Here is a 15,530-nt window from a genome sequence, read left to right as displayed (position 1 = left end):
CCGGGCGGATAATCGAGGCATGACGCGCCTGATCCTCGCCACCCGCAACGCCGGGAAAATCACCGAACTCGAGGCCATCCTCGCCGACGCCGGTCTCACCCACGACCTCGTCGGCGCGGATGCCTACCCCGACATCCCGGACGTCAAGGAGACCGGCGTCACCTTCGCCGAGAACGCCCTGCTCAAGGCACACGCCCTGGCCCGCGCGACCGGCCACCCGGCCGTCGCCGACGACTCCGGTCTCTGCGTCGACGTCCTCGGCGGCGCCCCCGGCATCTTCTCCGCCCGCTGGGCCGGCACCCACGGCGACGACCGCGCCAACCTGGACCTGCTGCTGGCCCAGCTCTCCGACATCGCGCCCCCGCACCGCGCGGCCCACTTCGCCTGCGCGGCGGCCCTGGCCCTCCCGGACGGCACGGAGCGGGTGGTCGAGGGCCAACTCCACGGCGTACTGCGCCACTCCCCGTCGGGGACGGGCGGCTTCGGCTACGACCCGATCCTCCAGCCGGAGAACGAGACCCGCACCTGCGCGGAACTGACCCCGGCGGAGAAGAACGCGATCAGCCACCGCGGCAAGGCGTTCCGGGCGCTGGCGCCGGTGGTGCGGGAACTGCTGGGCTGAGCGGTCACGCCGAAGGGCCGCCCTGTGGGGTGGCCCTTCGTATGCGGTGCGGCCGGTGGGACTCGAACCCACATGGGATTTCTCCCACGACATCCTAAGTGTCGCGCTTATACCAATTCAGCAACGGCCGCTGGTCGCCAGACATGCTATCGGGCCCGCGATTGATCCGATACGCGACAGCTGCCTATGCCTGGCTTCCAGAAGGGCGTTTTCCACCGCCTCGGCACCACGTGGTGGTCACCGCGTGGCAGTTGGGACAGAGAAGCCGCAGGTTCTCGGCACGGTCGTCGCTTCGGTCGCCGTTGACATGATCTATCTCGAGGGTCATCGGCCGTCCGTGCCACTCGGGTCCGGTCCCGCACCCGGAGCAGCGCATCTCGACGCCGATGTCGAGCAGCGCCCTGCGCAGACGTACGGTTCTGGTGCGGGCCTTCCCGCTGTGCTTGACGAGTACGTCCTCCGGCCTCTTGGCCGGGGTCGGCGACGGTCTGCCGCGCTGGTGTGCCTGCCCCAGAAAGTGTGAGGTGCTGAGACCGTCGGTGGCCACCCAGCCGCGGAGCCGGGCTCGCTGGCGGCTGTTGTCAGGTTTCCCGATCTGCCGAAGAGTCTCGGCGACGGATTCGGACCGGCTCACGGCGTCGCGGAGTTCGGCCGGGGTCGGGCGCAGGTCTGCCCGCGTGCCACCCTCTTGGCGGCGGAAATGTGAGACATCGATGCCGAAGTGAGCGAAGCGCCTGAGCAGATACCGGCGCAGTCGGCCGTAGGGGCGCGTGCCGAAGAGCGCTATGACCTCGTCGACATCGGAACACCGCTCCGCCGCCTCGACCAGCTGCTCGCGTGTGTAGCGAGTGCTCCCTCTCATCGGCCGCGCGCCGCCGGCACTGCGGGAAGCCTCGCCGCTGTCCGGCTTTCCCTCGCGAGCCGCCGGTAAGTGTCGGTCGCCGAGTGGCAGTTGGGGCACAGGAGGCGAAGATTCTCCAACCGGTTGTCGTGCCAGTTCCCGTCGATGTGGTCCACTTCGAGCGGGAGGGGCCGGCCCCGCCAGACGGGGTCCGTACCGCACAGCGCGCAGCGCTCGGGGACGCCGAGCGCGGTCATCGCCACCTTCAGCCGTGCGCCCGGTACACGCCGTGCGACGGAGGTCTCCTGCTCCACCAGCAGTTCTCGCGGCGTCCCTCTACGCCTCGGCCCTCCCGCGCCGGACGGCTGAACGAAGTGGGACGTGTCGATGCCGAGGGCTCTCACACGGCGGCTGATGTGGGTGTGGTGGCCGCCGACCACGTCGAGTCCAAGGCGTCGCAGCACATCGCACATGGTCGTCGAGGCCGCCACGGCGGGCGCGAGTACTTCCCTGGTCCAGCGTGTTCCCTCCCGCTGGAAGTGGGAGGTCGTGATGCCCATCGCCTTCATGCGGTCCCGTATATAGCGTCGTGTCGAACTCCGGGGATCCACGCCCAACTTGACCAGTGCCTCCGACAGCGTCCGTGACGAGGCAGCCGCTTCGGCGAGGCGCCGCCGCGTATAGGGACTCACCGGCATGATGTCGCTCCGTATCCGGCCGCGCGTTCGCGGCCCCGTACGGAGCAACGAACCGTTAATCGGATGGTCACGACCAAAATGTGGACAAGTCGCGGCACACGCCGTGGCGAACAGCGAAGATCAGGTCTCAGAACCTCCGCTCGGCCGCCATCGCCGTGACCAGCGCCACGGCCTCCTCCTGGGTCTCCACCGACGGCGGCGACCCCTCCAGCGGCTGACGCGCCGTCTCCCTCATGCAGGCCACCGCGACGACGCCGACCAGGGCCGCGAACATCGCGTAGTACGCGGGCATCAGCTTGTTGCCCGTGAGCCCGATCAGACCGGTGATCACGAACGGGGTCGTACCGCCGAAGAGGGACGCGGAGAGGTTGTAGCCCACCGACAGGGACCCGTAGCGGACGCTCGTGGGGAAGAGCGCGGGCAGGGCCGCCGACATGGTGCCGAGGAGGCAGACCAGGGAGAGCCCCAGCATGGCCATCCCGGCGACGACCGCGAGGTAACTGCCCTGTCCGATCAGCAGGAACGCCGGAAGGGAGAGCACCAGGAAGCCGAACATGCCGGCCATCAGGAGCGGCTTGCGGCCGAAGTGGTCGCTGAGACGGCCCACTTGGTTGATGATCGCCATCAGCGCGACCATCACGCCGAGCAGGATGAGCAGCCCGTGGGTGTCGCTGTAGTCGAGCTCGTCGGAGAGGTACGTCGGCATGTACGACAGCAGCATGTAGTCGGTGACGTTGTACGCGCCGACGAGACAGACGCAGAGGATCAGCCTCGGCCAGTGGTCCTGGAAGATCTTGCCGAGGTCCGAGGTGGTGCTGCTCTCGACCGCGTCGGCGGCCTCGGACGTACGCGCCGAGTCCTGCTCCATCCTGGCGAACGCGGGGGTCTCGTCCAGCCTCAGCCGCAGATAGAGACCGATGAGTCCCAGCGGCGCGGCGACCAGGAACGGTACGCGCCAGCCCCAGGCCGCCATGCCGTCGGAGCCCAGCCAGGCGGTGAGCCCGGTGACGAGCCCGGCCGCGCCGACGTACCCCGCGAGCGTGCCGAATTCGAGGAAGCTGCCGAAGAAGCCGCGCCGTTTGTCGGGGGCGTACTCGGCGATGAAGGTGGACGCCCCGCCGTACTCGCCGCCGGTGGAGAACCCCTGCACGAGCCGGAAGAGGATCAGCAGAACGGGGGACCAGAAGCCGATGGTGGCGTACGACGGGATCAGCCCGATCGCGCCGGTGCCGACCGCCATCAGGATCATGGTCATGGCCAGGACCTTCTTGCGGCCGATCCGGTCACCCAAAGGACCGAAGAACATGCCGCCGAGTGGCCGTACGAGGAAGGCCACCGCGAAGGTCGCGAACGAGGAGAGGAGTTGGACGGTGTCGTTGCCCGAGGGGAAGAAGACGTGGCCGATGGTGACGGCCAGATAGCTGTAGATCCCGAAGTCGAACCACTCCATGGCGTTGCCGAGCGACGCCGCCTTCACGGCCCGCCTGACGGCCGCCTCGTCGGTGACGGTGATGTCCGACCTGCGCAGTCGTGGGTTCCTGCGGCGCCGCAGGGCCCGGAAGAGACGCGGGTGACGGCGGGCCGCCGGAGAGTCGGCAACCTGGTCGCGCTCGGGTGCCGCCATGGTCCGGTTTCCTTTCCTCGGGGACGTGAGTCCTCGGGAAAGCCTCCGCACCGCGCCGCGGGACCCGCAAGCCGGGGCCACGGCGCCGGGGACCCCGGCTCGGGCCCCCGGCCGCTGCCCCGGACGGCGGACGCTAGATGCCGAGATCCTTGATGATCTTCGCGACGTGGCCGGTGGCCCGGACGTTGTACAGCGCGCGCTCGACCTTGCCCTCCTCGTCGACGACGACCGTCGAGCGGATGACACCGGTCACCGTTTTGCCGTAGAGCTTCTTCTCGCCGAACGCGCCGTAAGCGGTGAGGACGGCCTTGTCGGTGTCGCCGACCAGCGTGACCTTCAAGTTCTCCTTGTCGCGGAACTTGGCGAGCTTCTCCGGCTTGTCGGGCGAGACGCCGATGACGTCGTAGCCGGCGCCGGCCAGCACGTCGAGGTTGTCGGTGAAGTCGCAGGCCTGCTTGGTGCATCCGGGGGTAAGCGCGGCGGGGTAGAAGTAGACGATGACCTTGCGTCCCTTGTGGTCGGCGAGCGAGACGTCGTTGCCGTCCGCGTCGGGCAGGGTGAAGGCGGGGGCGGTGTCGCCCGGCTGAAGTCGCTCGCTCATGGTTCTCCTCGGTACGGGGCGGGCAGACCGCCCGGTGGTATCGGGCCGAGCGTAGTAGGGGCGCCGCGGGGTGCGAGAGCGGCCGAGCTGACAGACTGTCGGTGCACGCGAAGGACCGAAGGACCAAAACAACCGGATACGACGACGGAGGCAGCGCGGTGTCGGATGCCAGGACCCCTGCGCAGATCGAGGCGGACATCGTCCGCAGGCGCGACCAGCTCGCCGAGACGCTCGACGAGATCGGGGTGCGGGTGCACCCGCAGACGATCATGGGTGACGCGAAGGCCCGGATGGTTTCCCGGGTGGACCAGACCGCGGGCAAGGCATATGTCGCGGTGAATCGCACGGTGACGGGCGTGAAGCACAAGTTCGTCTCGGAGGACGGCGCTCCGCGGCTGGAGCGGCTCGTCCCGGTCGCGCTGGTGGTCGTGGGTGTGGTCGGCCTGCTCACGCTGTCGGCGCGCCGTCGCCGGCTCTGAACACGGGGCCCGTCATGGGGCGGCGGTCCGGGCGGGTAGGTTCGTGGGCGTGAGCGACAACTCCCCCGACACCGCCAGTGACAAGCTGCCCATCCGGATGCTGCACGACCGCGTGCTGGTCAGGACCGACATCCCGGAGGGCGAGCGGCGTTCGTCCGGCGGCATCGTCATCCCGGCGACCGCCGCCGTCGGCCGGCGCCTCGCCTGGGCCGAGGTGGTCGCGGTCGGCCAGAACGTGCGGACGGTGGAGCCCGCGGACCGGGTGCTGTACGACCCCGAGGACCGTGCCGAGGTCGAGGTGCGGGGCGTGGCCTACGTACTCATGCGGGAACGGGACCTGCACGCGGTCGCGGCCGACCGTTTCGAGGGGTCGGAGGACTCCACGGGCCTGTACCTCTAGACGACGCGAGACGGAGCGGCGAGCACGACGGACGGCGGAAGGGCCCGGTGACCATCGTCACCGGGCCCTTCCGCCGTCTCTTTGCTACGTTTGGGGGACCCCGACGAGACGCGCCGTACCGGGTCAATCGAAAGACGACGCACCCCCTGTTCGCGTTCTCGCCCGGAGGTGCCGTCATGGCCTGGGTCCTGCTTGTCGTCGCCGGTCTGCTCGAAGTCGGCTGGTCGATCGGGATGAAGTACACCGAGGGATTCACCCGGTTGTGGCCGAGCGTGTTCACCGGTGCCGGAATCGTCGTCAGCATGCTGCTGCTCTCCCAGGCCGCCAAGACGCTGCCGATCGGTACGGCGTACGGCGTGTGGGTCGGCATCGGTGCGGCCGGGGCCGCCGTCGTCGGCATGGTGGTCCTCGGCGAGCCGGCGACCGCCGCGCGGATCTTCTTCGTCTGTCTGCTGCTGGTGGCGGTGGTGGGCCTCAAGGCGACGTCGGGTCACTGAGGGCCGTCCCGTACTCCCCGGCGGGTCGGGCCACCCGGGGAGTACGGGTGTCAGTGAGGCGGGTGTACGGCGCGGGGCGTGGTGCTCCGGGTGGCTCCGTCCGCCGCGCCGCCCCCGTCGTCCGCCGCGCCGCCGCCTCCGATGAGCCCGTCGGTCAGTCCGTTCTGCCGGCCCTGGCCTCGGCCCTGTGCGCCGCCGTCGCCCTGACCCCCGTCCGTACCGCCGCCGTCGGAGCCCCCGCCGCCGCCCGGTGTCCGGCCCTGGTTCCCGCCGGGGCCGGCGCCCTGGCTCTGGCCTTGCGCCGTGCCCCCGCCCTGTCCGGAAGGCCCGCCCGGCCCACCCTGCCCGCCCGGCGCGTCGGGCTCTCCGGACTCGCCGGGGTACTCCGACCGGCCGCCCGACGAGGGCTCGTCGGGCGGGCCCGACTCCTCGTCCGGCGGGGAGATGTCCTCCACGCCGTCCTCCAGGGTCAGTTCGAAATCCGTGGGCTCGGTGCCTTCGAGCGCCGCCGCCGTGAACTGGCCCCAGATCTGCGCGGGCGGCCCGCCGCCGTTGACGCGGTCCAGACCGAGCGCGCCGTACAGCGGTTTCTGCCGCGCCGTCCCGGGGTCCGCGCCCATGATCGCGACAACGGTCGCGAGGTCGGGTGTGTAACCGGCGAACCAGGCCGCCTTGTCGTCCTCCGCCGTCCCCGTCTTGCCGGCCGCAGGGCGGTTCGCGGACTGGGCCGCCATGCCGGTGCCGTCCTCCACCACGCTCCGGAGAATCGCCGTGGTGGTGTCGGCGGCCTGGCGGCTGACCGCCTGCCCGGGCTTCTGGCGCGGCAGTTCGACGGTCCTGCCGTCCTTGGTGATCTTCGTGACCATCGTGTACGTGCCGTGCGCGCCGTGGTTGGCGAGCGTCGCGTACGCCTCGGTCATGTCGAGCACGCTCGCCGTCGCCGGGCCGAGGGCGATGGAGGGCGAGGCGGTGAGATCGGGGGTGTCGCCGGGGATGCCGAGGTCGACCGCGGTGCCGCGGACCCGTGCGGGGCCCACGTCCTGCGCCATCTGCGCGTACACGGAGTTGACCGACTTGTCGGTTGCCTCGCTGACGGTGACGTCTCCGTAACTGATGTCGTCCTCGTTGGCGGGGTCGTAACCGGTGGGTCCGTCGGGGCCCTGCACCATGCGCCTGTTGGTGCCGTCGTAGACGGTGTTGGGCGTGATCCGCTCACCGTCCTGGGTGTGCGACCCGTTCTCGACGGCGGCGGTGAACACGAACGGTTTGAAGGTGGAGCCGACCTGGTAGTCCCGGCGGGTCGCGTTGTTCACGTACTGCCGCGTGTAGTCGACACCGCCGTACATGGCGACGACCCCGCCGGTCGCCGGGTCGATGGAGACCCCGCCCACCCGGACGTTCCGGTCGGCCGCCCGCTTGTCGTCCACCTTCGTCATGACCTGTTCGTCGACGGCCGCGACCAGGGCGTTCTGCTTGGGCCGCTGGAGCGTGGTGGTGATCCGGTAGCCGCCGCTGGCGAGCGTGCTGTCGTCGATGATCTTGTTCTCGGTGAGGTAGTCCTCGACCGCCTGGACGATGTAGCCGCGCTGCCCGGAGAGGCCGGTGGACGGCTTGGCCTCACCGGGCGCCGGGAAGGTCAGCGCGGCCCGGTCGGCGGGGGAGAGCCACTTCTCGGTGACCATGCCGTCGAGTACGTACTTCCAACGGCCCTCCGCCTGCGCCCTGTTCTCCGGGTGCACCGCCACGTCGTACGCGCTGGGCGCGTTGAGCAGCGCGGCCAGGAAGGCGCCCTCCGCCGTGTCGATGTCCTGGATGTCCTTGCCGTAGTAGGCGTGCGCGGCGGCCTGGACACCGTAAGCGTTGCGCCCGAAGTAGCTGGTGTTGAGGTACCCCTCCAGGATCTGCGCCTTGCTCTCCTCCCGGTTCAGCTTGATCGCGATGAAGAACTCCTTCCCCTTGCGGACGACGGTCTGTTCCTGCGCGAGGTAGTAGTTCTTGACGTACTGCTGGGTGATCGTGGAGCCGCCCTGCGTGCCTTTGCCGGTCATCGTGTTCCAGGCGGCGCGGGCCATGCCCTGGGGGTCGACGGCGGGTTCGTTGTAGAAGTCCCGGTCCTCGGCGGCCAGTACGGCGCGGCGGACGTGCGAGGGGATCTGGGAGAGCGGCACGTTCTCGCGGTTGACCTCGCCGTCGCGTGCGAGCTGGCTGCCGTCCTCGTACAGATACACGTTGGACTGGGCGACGGCGGCGACGTTGGCGGGCGGGATCTTGACCAGGGTGTAGCCGCCGATGAAACCGCCGATGAGGATGAACGCGCAGGTCAGGAAGGCGCCGAACAGCATCCGCCAGGTGGGCAGGATCCGCCGCCAGCCGGTGCGCCCGCGGCGGCCCGCGCGCCCCTCGCGGCCGGTCCCCGGGCCGGCGCCCCTGCCGTCGAGGGCGGCCGGGCCGCCCGTCACCGTGCCGGGGACGCGGTCCGTCGGGTCGCGCGGGTCCCAGCCCTGCTGCTGCGCGTCGCTCATGTGTACGGAGGCTCCTCGACCGGGTTGCGTATCGGGCGTTACGGGTTATTCGGGTGATTCGTGTGAGGCACTATGAAACACGGTCGGACCGGTGCGGAGCCGCCGACCGGATAACCGCTCGCGGTGGCTGACTCCCTTGGGCTAGGGTCGTGCGCTTTGGTGCCGTACAGCGGGAACGGCACGGGGACATCACACGTAACGGGCCCGAGGGGGAGTGCTGACGTGCGTCTGTACGCGGTCGTCGCGGCGGGTGGCTTCCGCCGCCACGCGACATACCGGACCGCCACGGCCGCCGGGGTGTTCACCAACACCGTCTTCGGCTTCATCGTGGCGTACACCTACACCGCGCTCTGGGACCAGCGGCCGCAGCTCGGCGGCTACGACCTCTCGCAGGCCCTCACCTACGTCTGGCTCGGCCAGGCGCTCCTGATGACCTGCGCCATGATGGGCGGCGGCTTCGAGGACGAGCTGATGGAGCGCATCCGGACCGGCGACGTCGCGATCGATCTCTACCGGCCGGCGGATCTCCAACTGTGGTGGCTGGCAGGCGACCTGGGGCGCGCCGCCTTCCATCTGATGGGGCGCGGGATCGTACCCATGGCGCTCGGCGCGCTCGCCTTCGACCTGGCGCTGCCCGGTGATCCGCTGACCTGGCTCGCCTTCCTCCTCTCCGTGTTCCTGGGGGTGGTGGTCAGCTTCTCCGTGCGCTTCCTGGTCGCCCTGTCGGCGTTCTGGCTGATGGACGGCGCGGGCGTGGGCCAGATCGCCTTCCTGACCGGGCTGTTCTTCTCCGGGATGCTGCTGCCGCTGACGCTGTTCCCCGGTCTGCTCGGCGAGATCGCGAGAGTGCTGCCGTGGTCGTCGCTGCTCCAGGTGCCGGCGGACGTCTTCCTCGGCCGCCACACCGGCTGGGGGCTGCTCGGGGCGTTCGCCTTCCAGGCCGGCTGGGCGCTGGCGCTGCTGACGCTCGGCCGGCTGGTCCAGTCCGTGGCGACGCGACGGGTGGTGGTGCAGGGTGGCTGACGGGATGGCGGACGCCGGGGTGGCCGACATCGGGGCGGGCACCGGCGAGTGGTCGCGCTCGCCGCTGTGGGAGGGGCTGCGCGCGTACGGCCTGATCGTGGCCATGTGGGTGCGGTCGACGATGGCCTACCGCGCGTCGTTCGCCATGACGGCCTTCGGGAACTTCGCCGCGACCGCCTTCGACTTCGTCGCGATCCTGCTGATGTTCTCCCACGTCGACCAGCTGGGCGGCTACTCGCTGCCCGAGGTCGCCTTCCTGTACGGAGCCGCGGGCGCGGCCTTCGGGCTGGCCGATCTGTGCATGGGCTCGATGGACCGGCTGGGCCGCCGGGTCAGGGACGGCACCCTCGACACCCTGCTGGTGCGGCCGGTGCCGGTGCTCGCGCAGGTCGCGGCGGACCGGTTCGCGCTGCGGCGGCTGGGCCGGATCACCCAGGGCCTGCTGGTGTTCGGATACGCGCTGACGGTGCTGGACATCGACTGGACGCCGCTGAAGATCGCCATGGTCCCGATGATGCTGCTCAGCGGCGCGACGATCTTCGCGGCGGTGTTCGTGGCGGGCGCGGCGTTCCAGTTCTGGGCACAGGACGCCGCCGAGGTGCAGAACTCCTTCACGTACGGCGGCACCACACTGCTCCAGTACCCGCCGACGGTCTTCGCGAAGGACCTGGTGCGCGGGGTGACCTTCGTGGTGCCGCTCGCCTTCGTCAACTGGCTGCCCGCGCTGTACGTGATGGGCCGTGAGGACCCGCTGGGGCTGCCGGACTGGGTGGCGTTCCTGCCGCCGCTGGTCGCGGTGGGGAGCTGTGTGCTGGCGGGGGCGGCGTGGCGGGTGGGGCTGCGCGCGTACCGCAGCACGGGGAGTTAGGGGCGATGGGCACGGACCGGGGACGGGGATCAGCGACGGGAGAGGGACACGTGAGGGACATGGACGCGGACGGCTCGGGCCTCATCGAACTGGACGGCGTCGAGAAGGTCTTCGACGTCCGGAGGAGGGCGGGTCTGCTGCGCCGCCAGAAGCACCAGGTGCGCGCGGTCGACGGCATCACCTTCCGGGTGGCACGCGGTGAGATGGTCGGCTACATCGGCCCCAACGGCGCCGGCAAGTCCACCACCATCAAGATGCTCACCGGCATCCTGACGCCGAGCGCGGGCCGGCTGCGCGTCGCCGGAATCGACCCGTCGCGCGAGCGCACGAAGCTGGCGCGCCGGATCGGCGTGGTGTTCGGCCAGCGCACGACCCTCTGGTGGGACCTGCCGCTGATCGACTCCTACCGGCTGGTGCACCGCATGTACCGCATCCCGGACCGGCGCTACCGGGAGAATCTGGAGCGCTGTGTCGAACTGCTCGAACTGGCTGAGCTGTTGGAGGTCCCCGTACGGCAGCTCTCGCTCGGCCAGCGGATGCGCGGCGACATCGCGGCGGCGCTGCTGCACGATCCGGAGGTGCTGTACCTCGACGAGCCCACCATCGGTCTGGACGTGATCTCCAAGGCCAGGGTCCGGGAGTTCCTGCGGGACCTGAACGCGGAGCGCCGTACGACGGTGGTGCTGACCACGCACGACCTCACCGACATCGAGCAGCTCTGCGAGCGGGTCATGGTCATCGACCACGGCCGGCTGATGTACGACGGGGTGCTCGCCGGGCTGCACGAGGTGGGCGCGAGTGAACGGACACTGGTCGTCGACCTCGAACGGGAGCTGCCGGCGGTCGAGCTGCCGGGGGCGCGCGTGGTGAGGGTGGAGGGGCCGCGGCAGTGGCTGGCGTTCCCGGCGGCGGAGTCGGCGGCGCCGCTGGTGGCACGGATCGCGGCGGAGTATCCGTTGGTGGACCTGTCGGTGCGGGAGCCGGACATCGAGTCCGTCATCGCGGAGATGCTCTCCCGGAGGAAGCTCCCGGAGCCGGCGGAGCGATCGGCGCTGTGACGTCCGACTCACCTTTGACTAGTCTGAGCGTATGACGAGTGAACTTCCCGAGATGCGCGCCTCCGACGCCGAGCGCGAGCGCGTCGCCGAACTGCTGCGCGAGGCCGTGGCCGAGGGGCGCATCGACATGGCGGAGTTCGACACCCGTCTCGACGCGGCGTACAAGGCCCGTACACACGGCGAGTTGGAGCCGCTCGTACGCGACCTGCCGGCGGTGGGCACGGCGACGGGCGGCCTGGCGCGTACCGGCGACGAGGACGGGCGCGGGCGGTGGGCGGCGAAGGTCGGCCGGGGCGCCGCGACGTCCAAGTGGGCGCTCGCCATCTGGGGCGGATTCAACCGCAAGGGCTCGTGGACGGTCGGTCCGAAGTTCGTCGCGACGGTCTGCATGGGCGGTGGCGAGATCGATCTGCGCGAGGCGCAGTTCGAGCAGCGTGACGTGGTCATCCGCTGTTTCACCCTGATGGGCGGCGTCCACGTCACCGTACCGCCGGACATGGACGTCACGGTGCGCGGCTTCGGGATCATGGGCGGCTTCGGGGAGAGCGGCGAGGCCACCGATGTGAGTCCCGGGTCGCCCCGGGTGATCGTCACGGGGTTCTCGATGATGGGCGGCGTGGGCGTGGAGCGCAAGATGAGGGCGGCGGAGAAGCGCCGTCTCAAAGAGGAGCGCAAGAAGGCGGAGCTGGAGAAGAACAGGCTCCGCAAGGAACTGGACTGAGCGGACGTCGGGCGGGCCTCCGGAGCTGAGCGCGGAGCCCGCTTTCGGTGCCGGGCGGGCCCGCGAGGGCGCCCGCAGGGCTGGGCGGGCCCGCGTGCCGGCTCGCGGACCTGAACTGACGTGCGGGCCGGTCTTCGGAGCTGAGCGCGGGGCCCGCTTTCGGTGCCGGGCGGGCCGTGAGGTCGCCCGCGGGGCTGGACGGATTCGCGGCCCGGCACTCAGCCCTGAGCGACCTCCGCCCCCGCGGTCAGAGCTGGGCGGGCTCCTTGCCGATCAGGTCTCCCAGCTTCACGAAGCGCCCCATGGCCCGGTAACCGGCGTCGCTCGGATGCAGACCGTCCCCCGAGTCGTACTCCGGCCGCAGCCGGTCGGGGGCGTACGGATCGCGCAGCAGCCGGTCGAAGTCGACGGTCCGGTCGAAGACCTCGCCCGACCTGATGGCGTCGTTGACCCGGTCCCGTACGGACTCCAGCTCGTCGGTGTGGCGCGGGTTGCCGCCGAAGGGGGTGAGCGTCGAGCCGACGACCCGCAGCCCGCGGGCGTGCGCCTGCCGGGTGAGGGCCTTCAGACCGGCCGTGATCCGGTCCGGATCGGTCTCGTGCGGCTCGCGGATGATGTCGTTGATGCCCAGCTCGACGAAGACGGCCTCGGTCCCCGCCCGTTCCAGGACGTCGCGCCCGAAGCGGGAGACACCGCTCGGTCCCTTGCCGACCGCCAGGCTCTGCCGCAGCAGACGGTTGCCGCTGATGCCCGCGTTGACGACTCCGAGACCGCTGCCGCGCACCCGGTCCGCCAGCGTGTCGGTCCAGCGCCGGTCGGCGTCGTACGACGAGCCGATGCCGTCGGTGATCGAGTCACCGATGACGACGACCGAGCCCCGTGCCTGCCGGTTGAGCACATCGACCGCGGTGAGGTAACGCCACACCGGGGCGCGCTCGATGTACGCGCTCGGACTGACGTCCCGCGTACGGTCCCCCAGCGCCGTGTACGACGTCCGCAGGGCGCGCGGGTGGTAGGTGACGGGACCGCCGGGCGCGGGCGTGTAGACGGTCACCAGCAGGTCCGTGTCGGGCGCCACCCGGAGCCGTACGGGGTCGCTGACGACGCGCCCGCCCGGCGGCACGACGACCGACGTCCTCTTACCGAAGGTGACGCGGCGCATGGTGCCGGCGGCGGCCTCGGCGTCCTCCTTGTGCCGGGCGACGGCGATCGAGGCACTGCCGATGAGCAGGGCCTCGCGGCTGAAGAGGTTGGAGAGGGTGATGCGGGCGGCGCTGCCGCCGATGCTGGTGTGCACGACGTTGCGTAGCGAGCGGCCGACATGGCCGCGGGGCACACCGGGCTCGATCCCGGCCGGCGCGGCGGCCCAGGTCCCGACCCACGCGTCTGCGGACGCCGGCGCGGCGGACCCCACGGACGTACGCCCGCCGCCGCCCGCCCCGCTTCCGGAGGCCGCCGCCCGGTCGATGCTGTTCTCGTCACGGCCCCCGCCGCCGCCGAGCGCGCCGACCCCGGCGAATATCGTGACGCACACCAGCGCCACTATCGCCAGAAGGCCCGCGAGCAGGGCGAATCCCCGTTGTCTGTTCATGTCCCCCGTGTCTCCCTCACCTACGTACAAAGGACATCATCCGGCATGGCGCGGGAACTCGGGATGCGCCCCGGGAGTACGAGAGGTAGGGACAATGCGTACGGGTGGGCAAGGGCCCCGTCGACGGGCCGTATCCGGGTACACGACGGCAGGGCCCGGGCCCGGCGGCGACAGCGGCACGGCGGCACGTATGCGGATGGGTGGAGTGAATGGAACGACGCGATCCGGCTGATCCGGGCAGGGTGAGGGGTACGGGGGCGGACGCGGCCGGGCCGGCGCCCGGGTGTCCGGCGCCCGAGGGGCCCGCGGCCGGGCGGTCCCTGCCCGTGGGCGGCGGCGCGGACGCGGCGGGCTCCGGCCGTACGGAGGGGGCCACTTCCGGGCCGGCCCGCGCGGGCCGGTCGGCGACGGCCATCACCTCCCGTCCGGAGCCCGGAGAAGGCGCGGGCTCCTCGGGTACGGGAGCGGGCTCCGGCCCTGGGAGCGGTAACGGGCGCGGCGGCGGCTCGGGCCCCGGACCGGGTCCCGGGTCCGGCCCGGCAGCCGGTTCCGGCGGCTCGGGCCCCGGCAGGCGCCCGCCGTTCTCCCCCCTCGGCTCCCTCGGTTTCACCGCCGCCGACGAGGAGAAGCGGCGCGGCGTCCGGCGTATGAAGGCCACCGCGACCGGCCTGCTGCTGTTCGTCGCGGTCATCTACATCCTCGCCACCTGGGCGGAGAACTCGGGCGTCACCGGCTGGCCCGGCTATGTCGCGGCGGCGGCCGAGGCCGGCATGGTCGGCGCGCTCGCCGACTGGTTCGCCGTCACCGCGCTGTTCCGCCACCCGCTCGGCCTGCCCATCCCGCACACCGCGATCATCCCGAACAAGAAGGACCAACTCGGCGCTTCGCTGGGCTCGTTCGTGGGGGAGAACTTCCTCTCCTCCGACGTCGTACGGACCCGGCTGCGCGGGCTGGGCATCGGCGGCCGGCTCGGCGCCTGGCTCGCCGAGCCCGCCCACGCCGACCGCGTCACCGCCGAACTCGCCACCGCCCTGCGCGGCGCGCTGACCGTCCTGCGGGACAGCGACGTCCAAGCCGTCGTCGGCGAGGCGATCACCCGCCGCGCGAACGCCGCCGAGATCGCCCCCGGCATAGGGAAGATGCTGGCGCGCGTCGTGGACGACGGCGCCCACCACCGCGCCGTCGACCTGATCTGCGCCCGCGGGCACGACTGGCTGGTCGAGCACGGCGACTCGGTCGTCGACGCGGTGCAGGGCGGTGCGCCGGGCTGGACACCGCGCTTCGTCGACCGCAGGATCGGCGACCGCGTCTACAAGGAGTTGCTGCGTTTCGTCACGGAGATGCGCGACATGCCGAGCCACCCGGCGCGCGGCGCGATCGACCGCTTCCTCCGGGACTTCGCCTCCGACCTCCAGTCCGACACGGAGACCCGCGCCCGCGTCGAACGCCTCAAGTCGGACCTGCTGGCCCGCCCCGAGGTGCAGGACATCATCGCGTCGGCGTGGTCCTCCGTACGCGCGATGATCCTCGCCGCGGCCGAGGACGACCGCAGCGAACTGCGCCTGCGCGCCCGTGCCTCCCTCCTCTCGCTCGGCGCCCGCCTGGCGACGGACGGCAGGCTCCAGCGGAAGCTGGAGGGCTGGGTGGAGGACGCGGCGGACTACGTCGTGACGACGTACCGGGGCGAGATCACCTCACTGATCTCCGACACGGTCGCGAGCTGGGACGGCAAGCACACGTCCAAGAAGATCGAGGCCCACATCGGCCGCGACCTCCAGTTCATCCGCATCAACGGCACGGTGGTGGGCGCGCTGGCGGGCCTGCTGATCTACACGATCTCCCACGCGCTGAGCTGAGGGCCGGCCGCCCGCAGCCCGGCCCGACAGAGCCGGGGGGGGGGGGGGGGGGGGGGGGGGGGGGGGGGGGGGGGGGGGGGGGGGGGGGGGGAGGGGGGGGGGGGGGGGGGGGGGGGGGGGGGGGGGGGG

General features: G+C 71.3%; 15 protein-coding genes, 1 tRNA gene and 1 riboswitch. Of the genes, 9 read left to right on the top strand and 7 right to left on the bottom strand.

Features of this window, described 5'->3' with window-relative positions:
- The first annotated feature begins 19 nt into the window (after window positions 1-19).
- Window positions 20-622, top strand: coding sequence for an RdgB/HAM1 family non-canonical purine NTP pyrophosphatase (gene rdgB / locus ACZ61E_RS15410; protein WP_469700130.1), 603 nt, complete (start codon window positions 20-22; stop codon window positions 620-622).
- Between the two features lie 47 nt (window positions 623-669).
- Here rdgB and ACZ61E_RS15405 read toward each other — a convergent pair.
- The 5 genes from ACZ61E_RS15405 to bcp form a co-directional block, all read right to left on the bottom strand.
- A tRNA-Leu gene (locus ACZ61E_RS15405) sits at window positions 670-753 on the bottom strand.
- 53 nt (window positions 754-806) lie between these two features.
- Window positions 807-1,484: an HNH endonuclease gene (locus tag ACZ61E_RS15400; protein WP_469700129.1), complete on the bottom strand. Its 678-nt coding sequence runs from the start codon at window positions 1,482-1,484 to the stop codon at window positions 807-809.
- A complete protein-coding gene (locus tag ACZ61E_RS15395; RefSeq protein WP_469700128.1) occupies window positions 1,481-2,161 on the bottom strand; it encodes an HNH endonuclease signature motif containing protein in 681 nt (226 codons plus the stop codon). The genes ACZ61E_RS15400 and ACZ61E_RS15395 overlap by 4 nt, the downstream gene beginning before the upstream one ends.
- A gap of 127 nt (window positions 2,162-2,288) precedes the next feature.
- Window positions 2,289-3,785 (bottom strand): glycine betaine/L-proline transporter ProP, encoded by a 1,497-nt coding sequence (proP, locus tag ACZ61E_RS15390; protein WP_469700127.1) that lies wholly within the window; start codon window positions 3,783-3,785, stop codon window positions 2,289-2,291.
- A gap of 133 nt (window positions 3,786-3,918) precedes the next feature.
- Window positions 3,919-4,386, bottom strand: a complete 468-nt coding sequence (bcp, locus tag ACZ61E_RS15385) for a thioredoxin-dependent thiol peroxidase (protein WP_023541465.1) — start codon at window positions 4,384-4,386, stop codon at window positions 3,919-3,921.
- A gap of 158 nt (window positions 4,387-4,544) precedes the next feature.
- Here bcp and ACZ61E_RS15380 point away from each other — a divergent pair, with 158 nt between their 5' ends.
- From ACZ61E_RS15380 to ACZ61E_RS15370, 3 genes are all read left to right on the top strand, one after another.
- The gene (locus tag ACZ61E_RS15380; protein WP_469700126.1) at window positions 4,545-4,865 is read left to right on the top strand and encodes a DUF3618 domain-containing protein; all 321 of its coding nucleotides are present in this window, start codon (window positions 4,545-4,547) and stop codon (window positions 4,863-4,865) included.
- A gap of 97 nt (window positions 4,866-4,962) precedes the next feature.
- The gene (locus ACZ61E_RS15375; RefSeq protein WP_203233751.1) at window positions 4,963-5,265 is read left to right on the top strand and encodes a GroES family chaperonin; all 303 of its coding nucleotides are present in this window, start codon (window positions 4,963-4,965) and stop codon (window positions 5,263-5,265) included.
- A gap of 78 nt (window positions 5,266-5,343) precedes the next feature.
- Window positions 5,344-5,409, top strand: a riboswitch (guanidine-III (ykkC-III) riboswitch).
- Between the two features lie 32 nt (window positions 5,410-5,441).
- Window positions 5,442-5,762 (top strand): DMT family transporter, encoded by a 321-nt coding sequence (locus ACZ61E_RS15370; protein WP_469700125.1) that lies wholly within the window; start codon window positions 5,442-5,444, stop codon window positions 5,760-5,762.
- 50 nt (window positions 5,763-5,812) lie between these two features.
- On the opposite strand, the gene ACZ61E_RS15365 is transcribed toward ACZ61E_RS15370, so the two are convergent.
- The gene (locus ACZ61E_RS15365) at window positions 5,813-8,284 is read right to left on the bottom strand and encodes a transglycosylase domain-containing protein (RefSeq protein WP_469700124.1); all 2,472 of its coding nucleotides are present in this window, start codon (window positions 8,282-8,284) and stop codon (window positions 5,813-5,815) included.
- 222 nt (window positions 8,285-8,506) lie between these two features.
- On the opposite strand from ACZ61E_RS15365, the gene ACZ61E_RS15360 reads away from it, so the two are divergent.
- The 4 genes from ACZ61E_RS15360 to ACZ61E_RS15345 are packed head-to-tail and all read left to right on the top strand — an operon-like array spanning window position 8,507 to window position 11,954.
- Window positions 8,507-9,307 (top strand): ABC transporter permease, encoded by an 801-nt coding sequence (locus tag ACZ61E_RS15360; RefSeq protein WP_469700123.1) that lies wholly within the window; start codon window positions 8,507-8,509, stop codon window positions 9,305-9,307.
- A gap of 4 nt (window positions 9,308-9,311) precedes the next feature.
- Window positions 9,312-10,175: an ABC transporter permease gene (locus tag ACZ61E_RS15355; protein WP_469700219.1), complete on the top strand. Its 864-nt coding sequence runs from the start codon at window positions 9,312-9,314 to the stop codon at window positions 10,173-10,175.
- Between the two features lie 59 nt (window positions 10,176-10,234).
- Window positions 10,235-11,233, top strand: coding sequence for an ABC transporter ATP-binding protein (locus ACZ61E_RS15350; protein WP_469700218.1), 999 nt, complete (start codon window positions 10,235-10,237; stop codon window positions 11,231-11,233).
- A gap of 31 nt (window positions 11,234-11,264) precedes the next feature.
- On the top strand, window positions 11,265-11,954 hold the full coding sequence (locus ACZ61E_RS15345) for a DUF1707 SHOCT-like domain-containing protein (RefSeq protein ID WP_469700122.1): 690 nt from the start codon (window positions 11,265-11,267) through the stop codon (window positions 11,952-11,954).
- Between the two features lie 247 nt (window positions 11,955-12,201).
- Here the strand turns inward: ACZ61E_RS15345 and ACZ61E_RS15340 are convergent, their stop codons facing one another.
- A complete protein-coding gene (locus tag ACZ61E_RS15340) occupies window positions 12,202-13,545 on the bottom strand; it encodes an SGNH/GDSL hydrolase family protein (protein ID WP_469700121.1) in 1,344 nt (447 codons plus the stop codon).
- A 209-nt stretch (window positions 13,546-13,754) separates the two neighbouring features.
- On the opposite strand from ACZ61E_RS15340, the gene ACZ61E_RS15335 reads away from it, so the two are divergent.
- A complete protein-coding gene (locus ACZ61E_RS15335) occupies window positions 13,755-15,401 on the top strand; it encodes a DUF445 domain-containing protein (protein WP_469700120.1) in 1,647 nt (548 codons plus the stop codon).
- Window positions 15,402-15,530: the final 129 nt, after the last annotated feature.

The organism is Streptomyces sp. NPDC104581 (assembly GCF_055583685.1).
Note: the sequence above shows the minus strand (reverse complement) of the source record. Positions and strands in the feature narration are given on the sequence as shown.